This window comes from Nonomuraea fuscirosea, from assembly GCF_035917475.1.
Classification (GTDB): domain Bacteria; phylum Actinomycetota; class Actinomycetes; order Streptosporangiales; family Streptosporangiaceae; genus Nonomuraea; species Nonomuraea fuscirosea.
The window spans coordinates 7,506,365-7,529,233 of record NZ_CP109074.1; the positions used below are offsets into that span (position 1 = coordinate 7,506,365).

A 22,869-nucleotide genomic window follows, 5' to 3' on the forward strand; every position below is an offset into this window, starting at 1 on the left:
GCGCCCAGCCGGCGCTCGGCCTCCGCTACCAGCGGGGCGGGCAGGCCGGCCCGGTCATGCCGCCGGTCCCATCTCCCCGGGACGCTCAACCTCCTCCTCCCGGTCCTTGCGCTCCAGCGCCTGCTGGGCGTTCCGGAAACGGGCACAACGCGCTTCGAGTTCGCGCTCGTCTTCGAGCCACTGTTCGATCATGGTCCTCGACGGGATCACACGCCAACGGCCTTCGCGAGCGACTTGGCGCGAACTTTTCACGCCAGCAACTCGACCGTGCCCCGTTCCCCGTCCACCCTGATCCGGTCCCCGTCGCGCAGCCGCATGGTGGCGTTGCCGGTGCCGACCACGGCCGGGATGCCGAGCTCGCGGGCCACGATCGAGGCGTGCGACAGCGGGGCGCCCATGTCGGTCACGACCGCGGCCGCGCGCGGGAACATCGGCGTCCAGCCCACGTTCGTCAGCGTCGTGACCAGGATCTCGCCCGGTTTGAGCCGTTCGCCGTCCTCTGGCCCCGCGATCACCCTGGCCACGCCCTCGACCACGCCGGGCGCGCCGGGGAAGCCGGTCACGGTGTCGCTCACCGGCGTCCCCGGGCCGCGGGCGTCGTACACGTCGGCCCTGCGTCCGGGATCGGCCGCCCAGCGCACGGGGTCGAAGTGACCGACGATCAGCACGGGGTAGGGCGGCAGAGCGGCGTAGCGCTCGTGGGTGGCCCGCCGCGACGGCACCCGCTCCAGCGCGGCCCGGTCGCCGCGCAGCAGGTCGAGCAGTTCCTCCAGGTAGAGGTGGAACACGTCGTCGCCGGCCCCGGTCAGCTCGCCGGCGCGGACGGTGAACGCCCGCAGCACCCAGAACGCGCGCATCGTCTCCGACCGGGTGCTCTCCCGATCGCGTACGACGGCGTTCCAGCGCCGCACCCTGGCCCGCATCCGGGCCTGCTTGCCCGGATACCGCTGGGCGAAGCGCGCCCAGGCCGCCTCGCGCGCCTTCCGCTGCCGGGCGAGCAGCGCCTGGGTGTCGGCCCCGAGGTCGCGCAGGCCCGCGAGCTGGGCGTCGATCCAGGCGGGGTCCTCGCCGGGCCGCGGGATGGAGACCTCGAACTCGTGGGGGCCGCGATGCCCGTAGCCCCGGGCGAACTCGTCCCTGGTGATCTCGCCGCGGGCCAGCCTGGACAGGCCCATGACCGGGCCCATGCTGGCCAGCTCGCCCTCGGCGTTGACGCCGGTGAGCATGGCCTCGGCGTCGGCCTCGCCCATCATCCGGTAGAGCCGGTCGCGGGTGTAGACGAGCGTGGAGCCGCCCTGGCGGCCGGCCGCCTCCAGCATGCGGCAGGCGGTGACCAGGTGCGGCCGGATCTCCCGTTCCCACAGGTCGGCCAGCTCGGCGCCGGACGTGGTGGCGGCCACGCGGTCGCGCAGCTCCTCGCAGCGCCGCCGCGAGGTGTCCAGGAACGCGCGCATGCCCTTGAGGTTCTGCCGCACCCGGCCCTGCAGGCGTACGGCCATGGGCAGGACACGTCTGATGATCTCCCAGCGGGACGCCGGCACGCGCGGCACCTCCAGGCCGGGCGGCAACTTGCCGAAGACCTGCTCGACGGCGCTGAGCCGGCCGCTCATGCCCAGGGCGCCGGCGATGGAGTGGACGACGCTCAAGTTCATGTAGAACCGGCCGCCGATGTTGCCCACCAGGTCGAAGCCGGGGATCGAGGCGGCAGACATGGCCTCGCCGATGAACAGCCGCACGTACGACCAGGTGATCGGGGTCATCACGTCGGGGATGGCCTCGCCCAGGTTGCCGCCGGTCCACAGGTAGTCGCCCTTGAGGCTGTCGTTCCACTCCTCCAGCGGGGGCCTGATGCCGGTGATCGGGCGGGCCTGGACGATGGCGAAATCGCCGTCGCGCCGGGTCCATTCCACGTCCATGGGGGTGCCGTACAGGTCCTGGACGCGCGCGCCGAGCGCGGCCAGCCGCACGGCCTCGGCGTCGTCCAGGACGGCCGCGTCGCGCAGGCCGGCGGGGACCGGCCGTTCCTCGGTGCCCGTCTCGGTGCGTACGGTCATGACCTGCTTGTCGCCCAGCCGCGCGGAGGTGACCGCGCCGCCGGACACCACGATCGTGTCCGGCGTGACCTGACCGCCGACGACCGCCTCGCCCAGCCCCCACGAGGCGTTGATCACGGTGTCGTCGCGGGCGCCGGTGACGGGGTCGGCGGTGAACATGACGCCGGCCGCGTCGGCGTCGACCAGCTCCTGCACCACCACGGCCAGGGCCACGTCGTCGTGCGGCACGCCGTTCGTGTCACGGTAGGCGATGGCGCGCGGGTTCCACAGGGAGGCCCAGCAGCGCCTGACCGCGTCGAGGAGGGCGTCGCCGCGGATGTTGAGGTAGGTGTCCTGCTGGCCGGCGAACGACATGTCCGGCAGGTCCTCGGCGGTGGCCGACGAGCGCACGGCCACCGGGACGTCCCGGCCGAGCGCCTCGTACGCGCGCAGGATCTCGCCGGCGATCGGGCCGGGCACCTCGTGGGCGGCGAACAGCGCCGGGATGGAGCCGGGATCGGCGGCGGCGGCCCGCAGGATCTCGTCCTGGAAACCGGCCACGAACGCGCGGTAGGCGGCGGTCGTGACGTGGAAACCGCCGGGGACAGGCAGCCCGGCCCTGGTCAGCCTGGCCAGGGAGGCGCCCTTGCCGCCCGCGGTCGCGAGGTCGGCGGCGGCGTCGTCGAGGGGGATGACGGCCTTCATCTCGCCCGCTCCCCCGTGCTCGGTGACCCGGTTCTCTGCGGCTCGGCGCCCAGGGACGCCGCGAGCTTGCGCCCGGCCAGGTCGGCCGCGGCGTCGAGGAAGTCGAGGGTGGCGCCCGCGACGGCCTTCGCGGCGGCGGCGTCCAGGGGCCGGCCCGTGCTCATGGCCCGCTCGATGGTGTCGGCCACCAGCTCGGCGACGCGGTCGTCGGACGGCCTGCCCCCGTCGGGCAGTTCCTCAGGGGACTCCTCGGGCGGCCCGTCGGTCAGTCCGCCAGGAAGGAACAAGAACCCGTACACGATCGAGGTGATCACCCGCACGTGGTGGCCGGGCTGCTCGCGCACCGCGCCGAGCTCGATCAGCCGGGCCACGTAGTCCTCGAAGGGCCCGTCGATGCGCAGCCGCGCCGTGTTCGCCCGCTTCTGGCGGGTCAGCTTGCCGAGCACCTCGGAGTCGCCGCTCAGCACCGCGTGCAGCAGCGGCCGGCGCAGCAGCGCCCGGGAGAACTCGCCGAACAGCTCGGCCGGCGTGGCCGGCTCCCGGCCGCGGACCGCCTCGACCAGGCTGACCCGCTCGCGCCGCAGCAGTGCGGCGAAGATGTCGTCGCGGGTCTTCCAGTGCAGGTAGATGGTGCCCTTGGCGACCCCCGCCCGCTGCGCGATGTCGTCGATCGTGGTCTTGTCGTAGCCCCAGCGCAGCACCAGCTCGGCGACCGCGTCGAGGATCCGGTGCGCCCGTTCGATCTGGCGCGCCGGATCCTGCGGCGGTCTTCCCGCTCTCGCCATACGTCTCACCCCATTTGTTTGACTGGATGAGACTATTTGGTCATTTAATCAACGGCAAGTTTGCCGAGCAGCGTCTCGGCCTGCGGGGCGAAGGCGGTGTCCCCGGTGTCGACGGCCGTGGCCAGCAGCCGGCGGGCCAGATCGAGGTCGCCGCGCTCGTACCGGATCTCACCGAGCCGGTACGCGGCCTCGGCCACCAGGTCGTCCTGCCGGCTCAGCCCCAGCGTGAGCTCGTAGTAACGCAGCGCCCCGTCGCGGTCTCCCAGCCAGTAGCACAGCTCGCCCAGGTGCGCCGCGGCCATCCCCGACTCCGAGTCGCCCGCGTCGATGACCCGCTGGTACCAGGTGAGCGCCTCGGGGAAGTCCCGCTCCCGCTTGGCCAGCGCGCCCAGGTACATCGCGCCCAGCGCGCTGGTGTGCCCCTCGCTCTCCTCGACGGCCCTGCGGTACCACTCGCGCGCCCGTTCCTCGTCCTCGTCGTGGTAGGTCCGGCCGATCGCGACCATCGCCCGCGCGGCGAGGTCGGCGTCCCCGGCGTCCAGCACCCGCAGGTACACCTGCCGGCCCTCCTCCACCTCGCCGGTCTCGACCAGCGTCTGCGCGAAGACGCTCAGCGCGGTCGGCTCGCCGCTCTCCGCCGCCGCGCGCAGCGTGCGCAGCGACGCCTCGGTGTCGCCCTGGCTGCCCTGCAGCATGCCGAACAGGCTGCCGAACACCCCCTGCCCGGGGCTGTCGGCGTCGCCCGCCTGCCGCTCGGCCAGGTCGTAGAAGGCCGCGGCGTCGCCCTCCGCGTCGAGCAGCGACAGCAGCCTGCCGCCGGCCACGAACCTGACGTCGGGGTCGTCGTGGTCCTTCAGCCCCTCGTAGATCGCGCGGGCCTGGTCCGTCCGCTCCAGCTCCTCCAGCCGCGCGGCGATGCGCAGCTCGGTGAAGGGTCCCGGGCCGGCCAGCTCGTAGTACGCCCGCACGGCCGCCGGGTCCTCGCACAGGTCGCCCAGCTCCCAGGCCTGCTCCTTGACCTGCTCGCCGGCTCGCTCGCCGGTCGGGCCCGTCATCGACAGCACCTCGACGGCCAGCGCGTGCTCACCGCGCCGGCACGCCTGGTAGGCGAGCGCCTCGAGGTTGTTCATCGCGGTCTGGGCGAAGTCGCCGTGGCCGCCGGTGGCCACGGTGGCGAACGCCCGCGCCGCGCCGAGGTGGTCGCCGTCCTCGTGCAGCCAGACGCCCAGCAGGACGCCGCCTCTCGCCGCGGTGCCCGGGTCGTCGCCCGACTCCACGGCCAGGCGCAGCTCCCGGTCCGCCCCGGCGGCGTCGCCCAGGTCGCGCAGGGTCACGGCGAGGTCCACCCGGATGGGCGGCGTGGTGCCGGGGAACCCGGTCTCGACGCCCTTGACGTACAGCAGGGCCGCGTCCGGCAGGTCGCCCATGGCCTTGCGGGCGTCGCCCCAGGTCCAGTAGGCCAGCGCCACGGTCTCGGGATCGCCGGTGCCGGCCGCCAGCTCGGCCTGCGCCACGAGGGCGTCGAAGTCCTCCCGCTGACGCAGGTGGACGAGCAGCCTCTGGTGGCAGTCCAGGTCGCCGGCCGCCGCGCCCTCGGTCAGCAGCCGCCGTGCCTCGCCGGACTCGCCGCGTTCCTCCAGCAGCTCGGCGACGAGCGAGGCGGTGGCGGGCAGGGCGGCGCGGGCGGCCTCGATCGCGCCGCCGAGGTCGCCGCGGCGGCGGCGGACGGTGGCGAGGTAGCGCCAGGCGGTCTCGGCCGTCGCCTCGACCTCGGTGGCCGGCAGCAGCCACCGCTCGGCCCGGCACTGGTCGCCGGCGTTCGACAGGATCCCGCCCAGCTCGATCCCGGCCCGCGCGGCGAGCTCGGGCTCGCCCAGCTCGGCCACCAGCCGGAAGAGCGGCTCGGCCGCCTCGGCGCCGGACTCCAGGCCGTGCGCCAGCAGCTCGCGCAGGGGCTCCGTCCGGTCCGGCACGGGCAGCTCGGACAGCGGGCCGCGCAGGCCGTCCACCTCGCCGGCCTGGATCGCGAGCAGCACCTTCGCGATGAGCTCCGAGCCGGTCCGCCCGGCCAGCGCCGCCAGTGCGCCCTCCCGGTCGCCCTCCGCCGCCAGCAGCCAGGGCAGGTCTTCCTCGTCACCCCGCCCGAGCAGGTACGCGGCCACGGCGGCGCGGAACGGATCCTCCTCCTGCGCCGCGGCCCGCTCCAGCGCGAAGCGCGCGGCGTCGGCCTCCGGCGTCCCCAGCAGGCAGCGGCCGGCGGCCAGCATCGTCTCGGGCTCGGACCCGGGATCGACGGCCGCCCCCAGCTCGAACGCCGCCTTCGCCCCCTCCAGGTCCCCCGTCTCGGCCAGCAGGCCGCCGAGCAGCCTCTGGGACTCGCCGCTCACGCGCGGCGGCGCGGCCTCCATGGCGGCCAGCGCCGCCCGCGGGTCGCCGTGGTCGCGCAGGAACGTGGCCAGGTGCAGCGTCGCGTCCGCGCCGAACCTCCCGGCCAGCAGCTCGCGCGCCTCCTCCGCCCGGCCGCAGGCCACGAGGGAGTCGCCGATCATCAGGCTCAGATCACGGTCGCCGTCCGCTCCCGGCACCCGGGTCAGCGTCTCGACCGCCTCGGCGTGCTCGCCCAGTTCGCGCAGGATCTGGCCGGCCGAGCGCAGCGCCACGCCGTTCAGGTGCTCGTCCTCGCCCAGCGCCCCCATGAGCGCCGCCACCGCGCCGCGCCGGTCCCCCGCGTCGGAGCGCAGCGCGCCGAGGTAGCAGCCGGCCCGCTGCCGCTCGTCCCGCGGCGCGCCGACCGCGGCGGCCAGCGCGAGCGCCCCGTCCGCGGCGGCCGTCGCGCCCAGGCGCCGCCAGGCGTGCGCGCTCTCCATGGCCAGCGCCGTCGCCATCACGGCCGGGACCTCCTCCTGCGGGAAGGCCCGCCGCGCGGCCTCGAAGTCCTCGTCGAGCAGCAGCGCGCCGAACCCGCCGACCTCGTCGGAGGCCAGGGCGAGCGCGGCCCGCGCGGCCTCGACGTCGTCGAGCCTGACCCGGGTGAACGCCAGCGGCAGCGCGGCGCGGTCCTGCCTCCCCTCCGCGATCAGCCGTTCGTGCAGGCGGCAGGCGGCCAGCAGGTCGCCCTGCCGCTCGTACACGCCGACCAGCCCGGCGGCGGCCTCGACGCGCAGCCCCCTGTGCGTCGTGCTCTCCAGCACCGACTCGTACGCGGCCCGCGCCTCGGCCGGGTCGTCCTCCTCGACCAGCCCGGCCAGGTGGTGCGCCACCCACGGCGCGAGCGCGGGATGCCCGTCCGCCCTGGCCCGGCGCAGCAGCTCGACGGCCTGGTCCGCGCCCGTGGGCATGTCCTTGCGGAGCAGCGCCGTGTACGACAGCGCCAGCGGGTCCCCGCTGTCCGCCGCCCGGGTGAACATCTCCGACGCCTTCGACAGGTCGTACCCGATCGAGGCCAGCACCTGGGCGAACACGGCGGTGCCGATCGCGGCGGCCGCCGGGTCGGGATGCGCGGTGGCGGCCTCGTAGCGGACCAGGCCCTCCTCCCTGCCGAGCCGCTGGTGGGCGAGTATCGCGGCCAGCACGGGATGCGGCTCCGCGCCCGACTCGCGCACCAGGTGCAGCAGGAAGGTCGCGTGCAGCCCCTCCAGCACGTCCTCGCCCTCGGCCACGTACGCGAGCAGCTCGTCGGCCTGCTCCCGGTCCCCTTCGCCCATCTCCAGCTCGGCCAGCACCACCATGGCCCGCGACGACTGGACGGGCGCGCCGGAGTCGACGGCTCCGCGCAGCAGCCGCCTGGCCTCGCCCAGGTCCCCCTCCCGCAGCCGGGCCAGGCCGTCGTCGATGTCCTGGAACGCCTGCTCCTCGACGGGGTCGGCCAGCGGCTGCTGCCTGGCGGCGTGCTCCAGCAGCAGCGCGGCCTTGAACGAGGTGTCGGGGTCGTCGCTCCCGGCCGCCAGCCGGACCAGCTCCATGACCTCGTCGCGTACCTCAGGATGACCGTCGTGCAGCAGGCCGAGCAGCGTGACGCAGATCGAGGCCCACTCGTTCTCGCCGGCCTCCAGCACGGCGCGCAGCTCGGTCAGCGCCTCGGCGGCTTCTCCCGCCTCGGTGTGCATCTGGGCCAGGCAGGCGTGCGCCTCGACGGCGTACTCGCGCTGGCCGCTGACGATCACCCGGTGGAAGATCGCCCTGGTCTCTGCCACGTCCCCGAGCTGCGCGGTCACCTTGGCCAGCTCGATCAGCGAGGGGAGCCGGAACTCGGGCCTGGGGTCCTCGGCGGCCACCCGGTAGGCGGCCGCGGCCTCGGCGTACTCACCGAGGTCCACCAGCACCGCGCCGAGCAGGCTGTGCGCCATGGCCAGGTGGTCGGGGTGGCCGACGGCGATGGCGTGCTCGCACACCTCGCGGGCCGCGCCGAACTCGCCGTCGTCGGCGTACGCCCGGTACAGCTTGAACGCCGACAGCGACACCACTTCGGGGTCGCCGCAGGTCAGCAGCGCCCGGTAGTCGTCCTCGTCCTCGGCCACCTCGTACAGGTCCCCGGCCGAGGCCGGATCCTGCTCGAAGTCGGGCAGCTCCAGCCTGGCGGCCAGCTCCGCCACCGAGGGGCTGTCGGACCTGCGGGCCCGCTCCAGTGCCGCCTGCGCGCCGGGTTCGTCGCCCAGTTGCGTGAGCACCAGCACGAGGGCGGTGTCCGCGAGCGCGGCCACCTCGAAATCCGCCCCGTCCGAGGCGATCATCAGCACGCGGTGCGCGGCCGCCCACTCCTTCGCCGTCACGAGCATCATCCCCATGGCGATGGCCGAACGCTGCCCGAACACCGGGTCGCCCGACTGGATCACCGACCGGTGCGCCGCCTCCGCGCCCTCCAGGTCCCCCTGCTCGTGCAGCAGCCCGGCCAGCAGATGGGACGCCTCCGGGTCACCCGTGGCCGCGATCTGCCTGAACAGCACGGCGGCCTGGTCGAGATCTCCCGCTTTCCAGTGGCTCATGGCCGCGTCAAGCTGCTCCGACGCCATCATTCACTCCAAGGTCATCCAACAATGTGAAAAAGCTACACATGTGTCACGCGCGTCACAGCGCATTCCGAGATCTCCCGTCCTCACGCGGGGAGCCCGGGGAGCGCCGTAGCGTAGTGCTCATGGGCAAGGCGTTCTGGATCGATCAGGAGTTCGACAGGGACCGCGACGGGCGCTATGCCGTACACGTTCGCAAGAACCTTGACGAGTTCGAGTGGGGTGACATCGCGCCGGTGCGCTTCGCCTGCACGGCGTGGCGGCTGGCCGCGCCGCCGTTCCTCGACCCCGGCTACGTGCGGTGGGACCGGCGCGTCCTGGAGGCGACCTGCCACCGCAACACCTGGGACGGCACCCTCTACGCGCGGGTCAGGGTCGTCTCGCCGCTGCCGGAGGAGCTGCGGCGCTCGCGGACGTGGTGGCGCGACCGCGGCTGGCTGGGCTGGCAGGAGACCTTCGGCCAGTACGTCGAGCCGACCCAGCAGGACCTGGCCAGGATCCCGTTCCTGCGCGCCTCCCTCCTCGTCGAGGCGCCGGTGCCGCTGGACGACCTGCCGCCCGAGCCCGAGGGACCGCACGAGGAGGTCGAGCGACGCGCGCACCGGGCGGTGACGGTGCTGGCCCGCGAGCTCAACGCGCTGGTGTCGCCGGTGCTCGACCAGCTCGGGCCGATGTACTGATCCCCGAGGGCAGCGCTACTCCGAGCATGGCCGATACTCCTGTGGGTAACAGACGCCCATGAGAAAGCCTCTCGTGGCGCTGGCGCTGGTCCTCGTGCCGGTCTCGGCCGCCACCGGCTGCGCCGTGGACACCCGGGCCCCCGCACGGGCGGCCGAGCGCTTCCACGCCGCGATCTCCGCCCACCAGGAGGCCGCCGCGTGCGCGATGCTCACCCGCCAGACCGCCGAGAAGCTGCCCGGCCGCGGCCAGACCTGCGCCGACGCGCTGCAGGAGCTGGGACTCGGCCCCGGCGGCGGGGTCACCGCGGTGAGCGTGTGGGGTGACGAGGCGCAGGTCCGGCTGCGCGGCGACACGCTCTTCCTGCGCCACTTCAGCGACGGCTGGCGGATCAGCGCGGCCGGCTGCAGCCCGGTGCGCGACCTCCCGTACGAGTGCGAGGTGGAGGACTGATGCGGGTGATGTTCGTGCTGACCCTGCTGGTGATCGTGCTCGGGCTGGCGAGCTTCTTCGCGATCGGATGGTCGAGACTGTGAGACGGGTCAAGGAGAACGCGCTGTCGCTGACGTTCCTGGTGCTGTTCCTGCTGGCGCTGGGCGGGCAGGCCGTGGCCGGGCTGCTGCAGTTCAACGACCAGCAGGTGGCCGAGGGCGCCGAGCCGGTCTCGCTGGCGCGGTTCGTGCTCTCCTCGTCGTTCGCGGTGGACGTGGCCGAGAACTGGCAGTCCGAATACCTGCAGTTCTTCCTGTTCATCATGCTCACCGTCTGGCTGGTCCAGAAGGGCTCGCCCGAGTCCAAGGAGCCCGGCGAGGAGGGGGCGGAGTCGGACGAGGAGCAGCGGATCGGCCCGCACGCGGGGCCCGGCTCCCCGCGCTGGGCCAGGGTCAAGGGGATGCGGCTGTGGCTGCTCAGCAACTCGCTCGGGATGGTGATGGGCGCCGTCTTCCTGCTCTCGTGGCTGGCGCAGTCGGTGGCGGGGCAGGCGGCGTACAACGCCGAGCGGCTCAGCGACCTACGCGATCCGGTCACCTGGGGCTCGTACGTCACCTCGCCGGAGTTCTGGAACCGGAGCCTGCAGAACTGGCAGTCGGAGCTGCTGGCCGTGCTGTCGATGGTGGTGCTGTCGATCTATCTGCGTCAGCGGGGCTCACCGGAGTCGAAGCCGGTCGGGGCGCCGCACGCGTCCACCGGGGTCGAGGGCTGACCGGTGACCACGGCGACGACGCGGGTGCCCGGTGCGAGGACGCCCCGCCGGGCCAGGTCGACGATCCCGTAGAGCATCTTCGCCACGTAGATCCGCTCGACCGGATGCCGCTCGACGAACGCGTCCAGGGCCGGCGTCGAACGCGCGTACCCGCCGAAGTGGTAGCCGAGCTCGATCGACCAGTTCGGCCACGTACGTCCATATGCCTCCCGCTGCAGCCTGGCCACCTCCTCCCGCAGGAAGCCGCCGCCCTTCAGCACCGCGAACCCGAGCGCCCGCCTGCCTGCGGCGAGCCCCGCCGAGATGCCCGCCAGGGTGCCGCCGGTGCCGACCGGGCAGCAGATGACGTCGTAGTCGCCGTTGATGTCGCCGTCGATGTCGCCGTCGATGTCGCCGTCGATCTCCCCCGGCAGCTCGGCGCAGCCGCGTACGGCCGCCGCGTTGCTCCCGCCCTCCGGCAGGATCACCACGTCCTCGCCCCACCGCGCCCGCAGCCCCGCCAGCACCTCCTCGGTGTGCTTGCGCCGGTAGGAGGCCCGGTCGAGGTAGGTGAGCGTCATGCCGCAGGCCGCGGCGCGGGCCAGTGAGGGGTTGAGCGGCAGGTGCTCCTCGCCCCTGATGACCCCGATCGTCTCGATGCCGTGGCGCGCCCCCGCCTCGGCCACGGCCCTGATGTGGTTGGAGTAGGCGCCGCCGAACGTGAGCAGCCGCGCGTGCCCGAGGTTGTAACGGAGTTTGCGCGGTTTGTTGTCGTCGTGCCGCAGGAACACGCGGACCTGACCGAGCCCTGAGTCCAGCAGCTCCTCCATGGCGCTAGTCTACGGTCGGGCCTTTGTTGAGGAGTGTTCGATTATGGGCGTTGTTGAAGCTTTCCGTGCCGCGTACGGCGCGTCCCCTCAGACCGTCTGGCGTGCGCCCGGCAGGGTCAACCTCATCGGCGAGCACACCGACTACAACGACGGCTTCGTGCTCCCGTTCGCGGTGCCGTGGGGCGTGACGGCGGCCCTGACCCCGCGCACCGACGGCACCATCCGCCTGCTCTCCCTCCAGGCCCCCGGCGAGCCGGTCACCATGGCCACCCGCGAGGAGTCCGAGGGCTGGACCCGCTACGTCGTCGGCGTCCTCGCGATGCTCGGCGACCGGGTCGAGGGCGCCGACATCGCGATCGACGGCGACGTCCCGCGCGGCGCCGGGCTGAGCTCCAGCGCCGCCCTGGAGGTGGCCGTCGCCTCCGCGCTCAACGACGTGCACGAGCTGGGCCTGACGCCCATGGAGCTGGCCCTGCTCAGCCAGAAGGCGGAGAACGACTTCGTCGGCATGCCCTGCGGCATCATGGACCAGGCCGCCTCCGCGCTGGGCCGGGAGGGGCACGCGCTGTTCCTCGACTGCCGCTCGCTCGGTTCCCGCAACATCCCGCTCGACCTGGCCGCGCACGGGCTGAGCGTGCTCATCATCGACACGCAGGTGCACCACGAGCACGCGGGCGGCGAGTACGCCAAGCGCCGCGCCGAGTGCGAGTCCGCGGCCCGCAAGCTCGGCGTCCCCGCCCTGCGCGACGTCACCGACCTGGCCGGGGCCCTCGACCAGCTGCGCGGGGACGAGCGCAAGCGCACGATGCACGTCGTGACGGAGAACCACCGGGTCGAGGCGCTGATCGGCCTGCTGCGGGCCGGCCAGGTCACCGAGATCGGCGCCCTGCTGAACGCCTCCCACCTGTCGCTGCGCGACCAGTACGAGGTGTCGTCGCCCGAGCTGGACCTGGCGGTGGAGGCCGCGATCAGGGGCGGGGCGCGCGGCGCGCGGATGACGGGCGGCGGCTTCGGCGGCTCGGCCATCGCGCTGGTGCCGGACGAGCGGCTGGACGACGTGCGGGCCTCGGTGACGGCCGCCTACGCGGAGCGGGGCTTCCAGGAGCCGCGCTTCCTGCCCGCCACCCCGGCCGCCGGTGCCCACCGCCTCTCTTGACGCTGCCTCTCTGATCAGTGTCCGGTTTCGCCTAAACTAAGTGGAGCGTTGTTCCGATCGATCGATCGTCGGAGCCCGGTCCGCTTCGTCGGCGAAGGAGAGCACGGTGCCCACCACAGGCCAGCCCGGCGAGATGCCGGTCAGGAGCAAGCGGGCCGACGCGCGGCGCAACCAGCAGACGCTGCTGGCCGCCGCCGCCGAGGTGTTCGTCGCCTCGGGTGTCGACGCGCCGATCCGGGAGATCGCCGCGAAGGCGGGCGTCGGGGTGGGGACGATCTACCGTCACTTCCCGTCCCGGGCGGACCTCATCGTCGCCGTCTACCGTCACCAGGTCGAGGCGTGCGCGGAGGCCGGTCCGGTGCTGCTGGCGGAGACCGGCTCCCCGTACGAGGCGCTCCGCCGGTGGATCGACCTCTTCGTCGACTTCCTGGTCACCAAGCACGGGCTGGCCAAGGCGATGCAGTCCGACAGCAACGGCTTCGCGACGCTGCACGCCTACTTCCTCGACCGCCTGGAGCCGGTCGCCGCGCACCTGCTCGACGCCGGGGTGGAGGCGGGCGAGATCGAGCCGGGCACGCGCGCGTACGAGCTGATGCGCGGCGTCGGCGACCTGTGCGTTGACCACGGCAGCGACCCGCGCTACAACCCCCGCCACCTGATCGACCTCGTCTTCAGGGGACTGCGGCGCGCCTCCTGAGCGCCGCCGTCACTTGAGAACCGCGGTCATGGCACGACGACCAGACGTCTGCCGCGCAGGTCGGTGCGTCGCCAGGCGGACTCGACCGCGCTCAGCGGGACCTTCTCCACCGCGAAGGTGAGCTCGCCGGAGCGGGTCCACGCGACGATCCGCCCGTACACCTCGCCCATGGTGCCGGGGTCGAGGTTTCTGGCCGCGCCGTAGATCTCGACCCCTGAGGTACGCAGGCTGTCGGCGGAGAGGGTCAGCCGCGCCCCGGCCGACTCGCCGACCTGCACCACCCGGGTCGGCTTCGGGAAGGCGAAGGACTCCGGCGTCAGCGAGCGCAGCAGGATCTCGGTGGGCCTGCCCCAGAGGAAGTCCACGACGACGTCGTAACCGTCGCCCCTCGCCTCCGTGTACGCCCGCGCCAGCGCGTCGTCCTGGACGGCCGTGTTGATCACCGTGTCGGCGCCGAGGTCCAGCACCTCACGCAGTTGCCCCTCATCGCGGCCGGTGGCGACGATCCGGCCGGCGCCGAGCAGCCGGGCCACCTGGACCGTGAGCCGCCCGGCCACCCCCGTGGCGCCCTGCACCAGCACCGTCTCGCCGGGCACGAGACCCGCCGCGGTCGTCATGGACATGCCGGTGACGGCGGAGCCGAGCACCGCCGCGACCTCCGGCTCGATCCCGTCGGGGACGGGAACGTACGCGCCGCGCGCCACCACGGTCCGCTCGGCCAGCGCGCCGTAGGGGGCGCGCGGGCGGCCGAAGCCGACGAGGGTGCCGTCCGGCAGTGTCCCGATGCCGTCGAAGACGGGGATCAGCGGGAACCGGGCGAGGTATCCGCCGCTGGCGTAGTGGGTCCCGGCCGCGAAGGCCTTGTCGACGTTCTCGACCGCGACCGCCCTGACCTCGACGATCACCTCGTCCGCGGCGGGCACCGGGTCCGGGAAGTCCTCGAACCGGGGCACGCCGCCGATCTCGTGCAGCACCGCTGCCTTCATGTCAGCTCCTCTCTATCACCGATAGGGAGGACCCTAGCACTGATAGAGTGCCCTGGGAGGTGCCGACTTTGGCCTTGGACAGACAGCGGATCGTCACCGAAGCGATAGCACTGCTGGACGCGGAAGGTCTCGACGGCGTGACCACGCGCAAACTGGCCACCCGGCTCGGGGTGCGGTCACCGACCCTCTACTGGCACTTCCCGAACAAGGCGGCCCTCGTCACCGCCATCGCCGAGGAGATCCTCGAAGAGCAGTTCCCCGAGCTGACGCGGCCCGAGCCGGAGGAACGCTGGCAGGACTGGCTGAGCGGCCTGGCCACCCGGCTGCGCCGCGCGCTGCTGGCCCATCCGGACGGCGCCAGGATCGTCTCGGCGTCCCAGCTCTCCCTCAAGATGGCGGCGATCTCGGAGCTGGCGATGAGCACGCTGGTGGAACGCGGCTTCGCGCTGCGGCAGGCCCGTCTGATCGTGCTGACGGTGGAGCGCTTCACCCTCGGGTTCGTCCTGGAGGAGCAGTGGCCCCGGCCCGAGGCGGGCAGCGGGGAGGACTTCGACCTGGCCGCGTACGGCGCGATGTTCCCGACCGTCATGGCCGGCGTGACCGACTACTTCCAGCCCGGCCGCACCGTCGACGACCTGTTCCAGGACTGCCTGCGGATGGTCATCGAGGGACCTCCGGCGGCGCCCTGACCGGCGGTGGCGTCACAGGGGGTGGGAAGTGCGGCGGGCGGCGCTGTTACGGAGGCGGGAAGGTGGGCGGGCGGCGCTGTTACGGAGGCGGGAAGGTGGGCGGGCGGCGCCGTTACAGGGGCGGGAAGGTGGGCGGGCGGCGCTCCAGGAAGCTGGCCACGCCCTCGGCGAAGTCCGGCCGGCCGAAGGAGGCGAGCATCTCCTGGGTGGCCGCCTTGGCCGACTCCTCCAGCGTGGTGTCCCAGTCGTGCCACACCTGCCGCTTGATCACCGCCATGGACGCCGGCGAGCTGTGCACCGCCAGTTCGGCGGCGTAGGCGCGGGCCTGGTCCAGCAGTTCGGCCCCCGGCACGGCCCGGTTGGCCAGCCCCAGCTCGTACGCCTCCCGCCCGGAGAACACCCGCCCCGACAGCAGGACGTCCATCGCCCGCTGCTGCCCCATGACGCGCGGCAGCACCCAGGACAGCCCGTACTCGGCGACCAGCCCGCGGCGCGGGAAGGCCGTCGTCCACTTGGCCTCCTCGGCGGTGAAGACGAGGTCGCAGACGAGGGCGTGCACCATGCCGAGGCCCGCGCAGGCCCCGTTGACGGCGGCGATGATCGGCTTGGCGATGGTCGTGGGGAAGGTGTTGGGACGGGGGTCGGGGGCCTCGTCGTACGAGCCGGTCTGGATGGCGGTCAGCGTCTTGAAGTCGGCTCCCGAGCAGAACCCCCGGCCCGCGCCGGTGACCACCACGGCCCGTACCCCGGGATCCTGCTCCGCCTCCGCCAGCAGGTCGAAGTAGCGCCGCCCCATCGCGTCGGTCCACGCGTTGAGCGTGTCGGGCCGGTTGAAGGTCAGCGTGAGCACGCCCTTGTCGTCGAGCGTCGAGAGCACCAGATCCGCCATGCCCCTAACAGAACCATGTTCTAGCCCAGGAAGGCAAGGATACGGTGGTCCCATGGAGCGGCATCTGGCGTGGGAGGGCTGCCACAACGTCCGCGACCTGGGCGGCCTGGCGGCGACCGGCGGACGGCGGACGCGCTGGGGGGCGGTGGTGCGTTCCGACACGCCCGACCGGCTCACCCCGGCCGGCTGGGCGGCCGCGGCGGCCCACGGCGTACGCACGATCGTCGACCTGCGCACTCCCGGCGAGCACCGCGCCGCCCCCGGCCACCGCCCGCCCGGGATGACGATCGTCAGCGTGCCCCTGCACCGCGACGACGACCCCGCCGTCACCCGGTACGGCGGGACGCCCCTCTACCTGGGCCCGTTCCTCGACCGGCGGGCCGACCTGTGCGTCCTCGCCCTGCGCGCCGTCGCGCGGGCCGAGCCCGGCGGGGTGCTCATCCACTGCGTGGCCGGCCGCGACCGCACCGGGCTGATCGCGCTGCTGCTGCTCGCGCTGGCCGGGGTCGGGCCCGCCGACATCCTGGCCGACTACTCGTGTTCGGCGGCCCGGCTCGGCCCGCTGTACGCCCTGCTGGGCGAGCCCGACGACGACCTGCGCGTACGGGCCCGCCTGGCGGAGGCCGGGACCACCACGGAAGAGGTCGTCTCGGCCCTGCTGGCGCGCCTCGACGTGGAGGCCCGCCTGACGGCGGCCGGCCTGACCGCCGCCGAACTCACCACCCTCCGCGACCGCCTGACCGAGCCCCACCCCTGACGCCTTACACAACCGGCTCACCGCGACGGGCGGGCGGGTGGCCGCCGCCCCTCCCCCTCGGCACCTCCTACCGGTGGTGGACGAAGGCCGGGGTCAGGACGCGCGTGTCGTAGTAGCGGTGGAAGACGGGCGTGGCGCTGCCCGACAGCGGTGGCACGATCCACGACCAGTCCGCCGGGCAGACCCGTCCCGCCTGCTCCTCCCGCGACAGATGCGTCAGGAAGCGCCGCGACTCCGTGTGGTGATCGGTCATGCTCACCCCGGCCCGCTCGAACGAATGCAGCACCGCCACGTTCAGCTCCACCAGCGCGTGGTCGCGCCAGAGCGTCCGTTCGCTGGAGGTGTCCAGCCCGAGCCGCTCCGCCACCACCCCGAGCTGGTCGTACCTGTCCGCGTCCGCCAGGTTGCGCGCGCCGATCTCGGTGCCCATGTACCAGCCGTTGAACGGCGCGCAGGGGTAGCAGATTCCGCCGATCTCCAGGCACATGTCCGAGATGGCCGGTACGGCGTGCCAGCGCAGGCCGAGTTCCTCGAACCAGGGATAGTCGGGATGCGTCAGCGGCACCTCCAGCACGGCGTCCCCGGGCAGGTTGCACAGAAGCGGCTCGCCCGCCGGGGACCGGATGACGAGCGGCAGCACGTCGAACCGGCCGCCCCGGCCGCGCCAGCCCAGGCGGGTGGCGGTCTCGGTGAGCGCGAGGTTGGCCGGGTCGCCGCGCACGCCATCTGGGGTGCGGTAGCCGGCGTACCGGATGAGCTGGTCGTTCACGATCCGGAAGCCGGGCAGGGCGGGGGTGTCGGGCGGCAGCACGGTGACCGTGGGCCTGATCCTGCCTCGGCCCGTGGCGTCGCGCAGGTGGGCCACGCATTCGAGGGCGACCCCCTCGGCCGTGCTCACCTGGCGGCGGTCACGTACCTTGAGCGAGCGCCAGTACAGCCGCCCGATGCACCGGCTGCTGTTACGCCAGGCCACCCGGGCCCCGAACTCCAGTTCCTCGTACGTGTGCGTGTAGGTCCCGCGCCGGGCCACCTCCCTGGCGACGTCGCGCAGGCGGGTGTACGGGTTCCCGGCGGACGGGTTCTCGGTGTGGAAGAGCCTGATGAAACGCTCGGCCTCGCCGAGGTCGGTGGTGCGCCTGACCACCGTGCGGGCGGCTGGCGCGTCGAAGGGTCGAAGGGATTTGATCCAGGTAGGCACGCGGCAGTCAGCACTTCTCCGTCAGCGGAGCGCCCCGCCGATTCCGGGTCGGCGACACGTCCTGGTGGCGCCCTCTCCACGCCTCCGTCACGGTTCCCGCGGCTCCGGCCTGAACGACCGGCCCTTCCATCCTTGCGCGCCATGCCCGCCTTGTCCCAGGAACGGGAAAACGGGTGATGGTCGAGTCACATAGCGTGAAATGCCACGCGCCCCCGGAAACCCTGCCGGCGACGCGTGACACCGTCCGGGCTACCGGCGGACGTGCCCCTCCCATGCGCAGGTGAGACGGATGACGCGCGCGTGACGCCACCGCTTGCCGGCGACCTTCCCGCCCGCGATCTCCCGTGCCGGAACGCGGATCGTCAGCCGCTCGGGCGTCGCCCGCCGCACGTCGTCCTCGGCGGCCCGCGCGGGCACGGCCTCGACGTACTCGTCGTCGATCAGCTCGGCCACCTTGGCCCTGGAAAGGCGCACGACCTCGCCGTCATCCGTCCAGCACACGAGCCTGCCGCCGTGCCACGCACGTTCCGTATGCCCGCCGTGCCGCGTACGTTCGCCGTGCCCGTCGGGCCGCGCACGTTCGGCGTGCCCGTCCTGCCCGCCGAGCACTCTGACGGGCCCGTCAGGGCGTTCGCCGGCCAGTGCGGGCCCGGCCATGCCGCCGAGTCCGAGCGCCGCGACCGTGGCGACGATCGCCAGGTGTCGCTTCATCATTGGGATCTCCCTCCCCGAGGGGGTTTCGACACCCCCGAGGGTCGCCCGCGGCACCTGAAGCGAGGCTTAAGACAGCCGAACCGATCTTCAGCTTCAGCCCCGGCGGCGCGCCACCACGATGGCCACCACCGCCTGCACCAGGGCGAAGAACACACCCAGGATGATGAACGCGAAGCCGACGAGCAGGTTGTAGTTCCCCAGCTCGGCGAGGACCGGCAGAGTGGGGTTCAGGTAGAACACGACGATCCACAGGACGCCGACGATCCAGCAGAGACCCATCGCCACCGCCGGCCACATGGGCGTACGCGCGGGCCGCCGCGACGAGCGGCCGGGAGAGTCGGGCGAGCCGGGTGAAGAGGCAGACACTCGTTCACTCCTGTGATGGGGGCCAGGAAACGCGCAAGTCCGAAGCACCGCCATCAAAGCACAACGACCGCCCACCGCCGACCCCTAGCGCGCGTCCGCACCTCCGGGCCGAGGCCGATCCTGTGGGTGCTGGCTTCATGATCGGCGCCGTGGCTCTGGCCATCGGATCGGGCGCCCCGCACCGCAGGCGCCCTCAGCGGGAGGACCGGCCGACGCACCCGAGCCATGGGGTGCGGCTCTGAGCCACCTGATCCCCCACGTCGCCGGAAACGACTCAGGCCCCCTTCCGGAGGAAGAGGGCCTGGCAGACTGGCTCCCGCGATAGGACTCGAACCTATAACCTGCCGGTTAACAGCCGGCTGCTCTGCCGTTGAGCTACGCGGGATCGAACTGTTTGCCCACCTTGGCGGGGCCCTGGGCCCTGTCGCTGTGCGCAGGAATAGATTAGCGCACTCCGGGAGTGCGTGTCGCATCGTCAGCGGGGTAGGCCCGGAGACAGCGGAGGTGAAAAATGCGTTATCGACTGACATTCGCTGTCGGGCTGGCTGTGGGCTACGTGCTGGGCAGCCGGGCCGGGCGCGAACGGTACGAGCAGATCAAGCGGACCGCGCAGCGCGTGGCCGACAATCCCCGGGTGCAGGAAGCGGCCGGGGTGTTCGGGGCGCAGGCGTCGAGGTTCGCGGGGATGGCCAGGGAGAGGGTGGGTGACACGCTGCAGCAGCGGATCCCGTTCCTCCATTCCGACGAGCACGGTTCGGCGAACGGCACCGGCTGGCCCGAGGAGGACGCCGCGGAGCGGAAGGCCCGGGAGAGCGGCATCCCCTACTGAGGCACACGCCGACCCCGTGTGGGTTGAGAGCGGCCGTACACCCCCGCACGCCTGCGGCCGCGCCCACGCCGGAGCGGGAAGGTCAGACGCCCATGCTCCGGCGTACGCCTTCCAGGGCCTGTTCGGCCTGGGCGCGCAGGCCGGGGTCGGCGGGGTCGAGGCCGTCGTCGAAGACGAGGGTCCAGCCGAGCAGCTCGCCGCCGGGCCTGCGCCTGGCCACCAGCCGGACGCCGCCCCTGCCGGGCAGCTGCACGTGCTTGTTGACCACGATCGTGGAGTTGACCCGCTCGCGCACGGTCTCGGGCATCATGCGCGGCTCGGAGATCCGCTCGAAGTGCCGGACGCCGTCCGTGGTGATCACGTGCAGGCCGTCCTCGTCCCAAGAGGCCCGGTCGATCTCCTCGTACGGCAGGCGCGTGCCGCCGGGCAGGTGGAGCGCGAGGTTGGTGGCCACCAGGTGACCCACCTCCGCGGCGGCGAACGTCAGCACCCGCTCCCCCTTCTCGAAGTCCAGGGAACGGCGCACGTCAGCGGGCAGCCGGCGGAAAAGGCTCATTCGACCACGATATCGGCGAGCAGATCCAGGGTGAGCGCCGCACTCCAGGAGAAGTCCCTGCAGCCCCGCCCGCTGCCGTCGAACGGGTCGAAGCACTCGCGGAAACCGGCCTGGCGGACCAGGCGTAAGGTGCCGTTGGTGAGTTGCTGGCCGAGCTGGTCGAGCGAGTGCACGGCCGCGGCCCTGCGCAGCAGCCAGTTGGTGTTCACCCAGGAGGGGCCGCGCCAGTAGCGGGTGCGGTCGAACTGGGCGGCGCGGATCTCACAGCTCGGCACCGGATAGCCGGTCGCGCCCATGAACCTGGCCGACTCCAGCACGTCGACGACGGCCCGCAGCCGGTCGGCGGGCAGCCCCGGGTCGAGCAGCGGCCCGAACGCGCCGACCGTGCACACCCGGATGAGCCGGTCCGCGCGCAGGTCCCTGGCGTAGAAGCAGCCGTCCCAGAGGCGGTCGAGCAGGGCCCCCCTGATGCGTTCCGCCTGCTCGGCGTGCGGCGCGGGATCGACGCCGGCGAGCGGGGCGAGCTCGGCCATGGCCTGGCAGGAGGCCAGCCAGATCCCGTTGAACATCGGGTCCTCGATGGCGAACGGGTGCTCGTCGCGCAGGTAGCCGGGGCTGTAGCCGGCGTCCCGGTAGCGCATCGCGAGCCAGACGTAGCGGTCGTGGTCGCTGTCGGGGTGGCGTTCTTCCATCTCGACGTTGTGGTAGCCGTACCGGATCGAGGGCAGCGCGTTGAGCGGCTCGTCCCAGGCCGGGCTGTCGTCCATGCCCGACTCCCAGGGGTGCACGATCGCGGCGAGCCCGGCGCCGCCCAGGTCGCGGGCCGAGGCGAGGTAGTCGTGCTGGGCGGCCAGCGCCGGGTAGGCCTGCCTGACGAACGCGGCGTCGCCCGTGTGGCGGTAGAGCCACCACAGCGCCAGCCCGTGCAGCGGCGGCGCGGTGAGTCCCGAGGTGAGCACGCGGGGCGCGGCCTTGTGCTCCTGCGATCGCCACACGGAAGGACCGGGGAAGTACGCTTCGCGGGTATGGAAGACGATGTGCGGCACCATCCCGGTGGCCCACTGCCCGCGCAGCAGGCTGAGCAGCTCGTCGCGGGCCCGGTCCGGCCGGTGCCTGGCCAGGCCGATGACGACGAACGCGGAGTCCCAGCTCCATTGGTGCGGATACAGCCCTGGCGCGGGCACGGTGCCGGTGCCCGTCCAGTTCGCCTCGAGCACGGCCAGGGCCTCGCGCCCGAGCGCGGCATCGTCGACCGCCGGCCGCGCCTCCATCACCTCACTATGACTGCGGATGTCTCAGGAAGCTATGTCCGCTTGAGCCACTTCGAGGCGAACATGACGGCGAACGCGACGGCGCCGATGACGAGCCCCCACTTGAGCAGCGTGAGGGCGAAGCCCACGAGGGGGCCGAGCAGCAGGAGCGCGGCGATGACGGCCGCGACGATCAGAAGAATTCGTCCCATGACCACCACGCTAAGAGATCCTTAAGTGGTTTGCAGGCGAGGCAGGGTTAGATCAGGGACAAGTCAGGGGTCACCCCGAGCCAAAGGAACTAAAGCCCTCAAACCCGCCGTTGAGGCGGTATAAACGGGGCAGCGGGGGGCCTCTTCACGGGGAGCGTGATGAGCCTGGGACCACCAATGAGCAGGGAGGGCGCCGAGCACGCGCTGCGCGCTCGGGCCGACGAACGTGACCGGATCTCCGGCGACCTGCTCGATCTCGAATCCCACACCACCTACCGGTTGCTGCGGGGCGCCTCCTTACGCGGGGCGACCGAGCGGCGCTGGGCCGCGGCGCAGGAGGCGCTGGCCGGGTTGTGGGCGCTGAACGACGCCTACCGTGCCGTGCTGCGCGACGCCGAGCAGCTCAGGGCCTCCCGGCCGCGGCTCGGCGTCGACCAGCTCGCCCGGCTCACCGAGCTGCTGTCGGGCCCGTCCGTGGTGCTGCGTGCCGCCGCCAAGCCGGTCGAGCAGCGTTCGCTGCTCCCCCAGGCGGACGCGCGCCTGACGCTCGACGAGACCGTGACCCGGATGGACGCCGCGTTCCGCGAGGTCACGGCCGCGCTGAACGAGATCGACGCGGTGTGGAACGCCGTGCTGCCCCGCCTCGACGACGCCGAGGCCCGCCTGCGCCGGATCCGCGAGCTGGAGGGGCTGCTGGGCGAGACCTCCGACCTGGCCGCCCAGGAGGCGGAGCTGAAGCGGATGCGCGCGGCGGCGGTCGAGGACCCGCTGGGCCCCTCCGTCGGGCCGGACCTCGACCGGGTGACCCGGCTGCTGGCCGGCTCGCTGGCGGAGGTCGAGCTGGCGATCGTGGTCAAGGACGAGTACGCCAGGCGCAGGGAGGACCTGGTGGCCGCGCTCGACCGGGTGCGGGCCGCCGAGAGCGAGACCCGGCTGGCCCACGGCTCGGTCGTGGTCAAGATCGCCCTGCCGCCGCAGGCCCAGCCGCGCAGCAGGGTCGAGGCGCTGGCCGGTGAGCTGGACGCGCTCGACGCCTCCGCCGATCCGTGGGTGCTGCGGGCCAAGCGGCTGTCGGCGCTGGAGGGCGAGACCCGCAGGGTCGCCGACCAGGCGCGGGCCACCGCCAAAGCGCTTTACGGCCTCGTCGGCAGGCGCGACGAGTTACGCGGCCGGCTCGGCGCCTGCCAGGCGATGGCGGTGCGCAAGGGGCTGGCCGAGGACCCGGTGACCTCGGAGCTGTACGAGCGGGCGCGGGTGCTGCTGTGGAGCGCCCCCTGCGATCTGACGAGGGCGGCCGAGGCCGTCGAGAACTATCAGCGCGCGATTTCCGGAGGTAGGCGATGACCCGCT

General features: G+C 73.0%; 22 protein-coding genes and 1 tRNA gene. 9 read left to right on the forward strand and 14 right to left on the reverse strand.

From position 1 onward, the window contains the following. Positions 1–54: 54 nt before the first annotated feature. From OIE67_RS34125 to OIE67_RS34140, 4 genes are read right to left on the reverse strand one after another with little or no spacing between them, the layout of a single operon-like run. Positions 55–192 (reverse strand): hypothetical protein, encoded by a 138-nt coding sequence (locus OIE67_RS34125; RefSeq protein WP_181307066.1) that lies wholly within the window; start codon positions 190–192, stop codon positions 55–57. A 56-nt stretch (positions 193–248) separates the two neighbouring features. Further along, positions 249–2,738: a PEP/pyruvate-binding domain-containing protein gene (locus OIE67_RS34130; RefSeq protein ID WP_326628255.1), complete on the reverse strand. Its 2,490-nt coding sequence runs from the start codon at positions 2,736–2,738 to the stop codon at positions 249–251. Continuing rightward, positions 2,735–3,523: a TetR/AcrR family transcriptional regulator gene (locus OIE67_RS34135; RefSeq protein ID WP_326628257.1), complete on the reverse strand. Its 789-nt coding sequence runs from the start codon at positions 3,521–3,523 to the stop codon at positions 2,735–2,737. The genes OIE67_RS34130 and OIE67_RS34135 overlap by 4 nt, the downstream gene beginning before the upstream one ends. Positions 3,524–3,567: 44 nt before the next feature. Continuing rightward, the gene (locus OIE67_RS34140; protein ID WP_326628259.1) at positions 3,568–8,505 is read right to left on the reverse strand and encodes a tetratricopeptide repeat protein; all 4,938 of its coding nucleotides are present in this window, start codon (positions 8,503–8,505) and stop codon (positions 3,568–3,570) included. A 149-nt stretch (positions 8,506–8,654) separates the two neighbouring features. Between OIE67_RS34140 and OIE67_RS34145 the strand changes: the two genes are divergently transcribed. The 3 genes from OIE67_RS34145 to OIE67_RS34155 all read left to right on the forward strand — a co-directional run bounded on the left by OIE67_RS34145 (position 8,655) and on the right by OIE67_RS34155 (position 10,411). Beyond that, positions 8,655–9,209, forward strand: a complete 555-nt coding sequence (locus OIE67_RS34145) for a hypothetical protein (protein ID WP_326628261.1) — start codon at positions 8,655–8,657, stop codon at positions 9,207–9,209. A 58-nt stretch (positions 9,210–9,267) separates the two neighbouring features. Then, positions 9,268–9,660, forward strand: a complete 393-nt coding sequence (locus OIE67_RS34150; RefSeq protein ID WP_326628263.1) for a hypothetical protein — start codon at positions 9,268–9,270, stop codon at positions 9,658–9,660. 79 nt (positions 9,661–9,739) lie between these two features. Further along, a complete protein-coding gene (locus OIE67_RS34155; RefSeq protein ID WP_326628265.1) occupies positions 9,740–10,411 on the forward strand; it encodes a DUF6766 family protein in 672 nt (223 codons plus the stop codon). Here the strand turns inward: OIE67_RS34155 and OIE67_RS34160 are convergent. Then, on the reverse strand, positions 10,345–11,220 hold the full coding sequence (locus OIE67_RS34160; protein ID WP_326628267.1) for a 1-aminocyclopropane-1-carboxylate deaminase/D-cysteine desulfhydrase: 876 nt from the start codon (positions 11,218–11,220) through the stop codon (positions 10,345–10,347). The genes OIE67_RS34155 and OIE67_RS34160 overlap by 67 nt on opposite strands. 43 nt (positions 11,221–11,263) lie before the next feature. Between OIE67_RS34160 and galK the strand changes: the two genes are divergently transcribed. Together galK and OIE67_RS34170 are read left to right on the forward strand one after the other, a co-directional pair. Beyond that, positions 11,264–12,376, forward strand: a complete 1,113-nt coding sequence (gene galK, locus OIE67_RS34165) for a galactokinase (RefSeq protein ID WP_106235679.1) — start codon at positions 11,264–11,266, stop codon at positions 12,374–12,376. Between the two features lie 106 nt (positions 12,377–12,482). Continuing rightward, positions 12,483–13,073: a TetR/AcrR family transcriptional regulator gene (locus tag OIE67_RS34170; RefSeq protein ID WP_326628270.1), complete on the forward strand. Its 591-nt coding sequence runs from the start codon at positions 12,483–12,485 to the stop codon at positions 13,071–13,073. A 26-nt stretch (positions 13,074–13,099) separates the two neighbouring features. On the opposite strand, the gene OIE67_RS34175 is transcribed toward OIE67_RS34170, so the two are convergent. Continuing rightward, positions 13,100–14,059, reverse strand: a complete 960-nt coding sequence (locus OIE67_RS34175) for a quinone oxidoreductase family protein (protein ID WP_326628272.1) — start codon at positions 14,057–14,059, stop codon at positions 13,100–13,102. A gap of 68 nt (positions 14,060–14,127) precedes the next feature. Here OIE67_RS34175 and OIE67_RS34180 point away from each other — a divergent pair, with 68 nt between their 5' ends. After that, positions 14,128–14,748, forward strand: a complete 621-nt coding sequence (locus OIE67_RS34180) for a TetR/AcrR family transcriptional regulator C-terminal domain-containing protein (RefSeq protein ID WP_326628274.1) — start codon at positions 14,128–14,130, stop codon at positions 14,746–14,748. A gap of 112 nt (positions 14,749–14,860) precedes the next feature. Here OIE67_RS34180 and OIE67_RS34185 read toward each other — a convergent pair whose 3' ends face one another. Further along, the gene (locus tag OIE67_RS34185) at positions 14,861–15,637 is read right to left on the reverse strand and encodes an enoyl-CoA hydratase-related protein (RefSeq protein WP_326628276.1); all 777 of its coding nucleotides are present in this window, start codon (positions 15,635–15,637) and stop codon (positions 14,861–14,863) included. A gap of 52 nt (positions 15,638–15,689) precedes the next feature. Between OIE67_RS34185 and OIE67_RS34190 the strand changes: the two genes are divergently transcribed. After that, entirely contained in the window at positions 15,690–16,394 is a 705-nt protein-coding gene (locus tag OIE67_RS34190) for a tyrosine-protein phosphatase (protein WP_326628278.1), read from the forward strand. A gap of 67 nt (positions 16,395–16,461) precedes the next feature. On the opposite strand, the gene OIE67_RS34195 is transcribed toward OIE67_RS34190, so the two are convergent. The 4 genes from OIE67_RS34195 to OIE67_RS34210 form a co-directional block, all read right to left on the reverse strand. Next, positions 16,462–17,592 (reverse strand): nitric oxide synthase oxygenase, encoded by a 1,131-nt coding sequence (locus OIE67_RS34195; RefSeq protein ID WP_326628279.1) that lies wholly within the window; start codon positions 17,590–17,592, stop codon positions 16,462–16,464. A 249-nt stretch (positions 17,593–17,841) separates the two neighbouring features. Further along, complete coding sequence (locus OIE67_RS34200; RefSeq protein WP_326628281.1) at positions 17,842–18,306, reverse strand: hypothetical protein; 465 nt, start codon at positions 18,304–18,306, stop codon at positions 17,842–17,844. 93 nt (positions 18,307–18,399) lie between these two features. Continuing rightward, on the reverse strand, positions 18,400–18,672 hold the full coding sequence (locus tag OIE67_RS34205) for a cell division protein CrgA (RefSeq protein WP_326628283.1): 273 nt from the start codon (positions 18,670–18,672) through the stop codon (positions 18,400–18,402). A 310-nt stretch (positions 18,673–18,982) separates the two neighbouring features. Next, a tRNA-Asn gene (locus OIE67_RS34210) sits at positions 18,983–19,057 on the reverse strand. Between the two features lie 126 nt (positions 19,058–19,183). Between OIE67_RS34210 and OIE67_RS34215 the strand changes: the two genes are divergently transcribed. Further along, entirely contained in the window at positions 19,184–19,501 is a 318-nt protein-coding gene (locus OIE67_RS34215) for a hypothetical protein (RefSeq protein WP_106235665.1), read from the forward strand. Positions 19,502–19,583: 82 nt separating this feature from the next. Here the strand turns inward: OIE67_RS34215 and OIE67_RS34220 are convergent, their stop codons facing one another. Genes OIE67_RS34220 through OIE67_RS34230 form a run of 3 tightly spaced genes read right to left on the reverse strand, consistent with a single transcriptional unit; the run spans position 19,584 to position 21,519 of the window. Then, positions 19,584–20,057 (reverse strand): hypothetical protein, encoded by a 474-nt coding sequence (locus tag OIE67_RS34220; protein WP_326628286.1) that lies wholly within the window; start codon positions 20,055–20,057, stop codon positions 19,584–19,586. Then, entirely contained in the window at positions 20,054–21,328 is a 1,275-nt protein-coding gene (locus OIE67_RS34225) for an amylo-alpha-1,6-glucosidase (RefSeq protein ID WP_326628288.1), read from the reverse strand. Before OIE67_RS34225 ends, OIE67_RS34220 begins: the two co-directional genes overlap by 4 nt. Before the next feature lie 32 nt (positions 21,329–21,360). After that, positions 21,361–21,519, reverse strand: coding sequence for a hypothetical protein (locus OIE67_RS34230; RefSeq protein ID WP_181307058.1), 159 nt, complete (start codon positions 21,517–21,519; stop codon positions 21,361–21,363). Between the two features lie 177 nt (positions 21,520–21,696). Here OIE67_RS34230 and OIE67_RS34235 point away from each other — a divergent pair, with 177 nt between their 5' ends. After that, positions 21,697–22,863: a coiled-coil domain-containing protein gene (locus OIE67_RS34235; protein ID WP_326628291.1), complete on the forward strand. Its 1,167-nt coding sequence runs from the start codon at positions 21,697–21,699 to the stop codon at positions 22,861–22,863. Positions 22,864–22,869 lie beyond the last annotated feature (6 nt).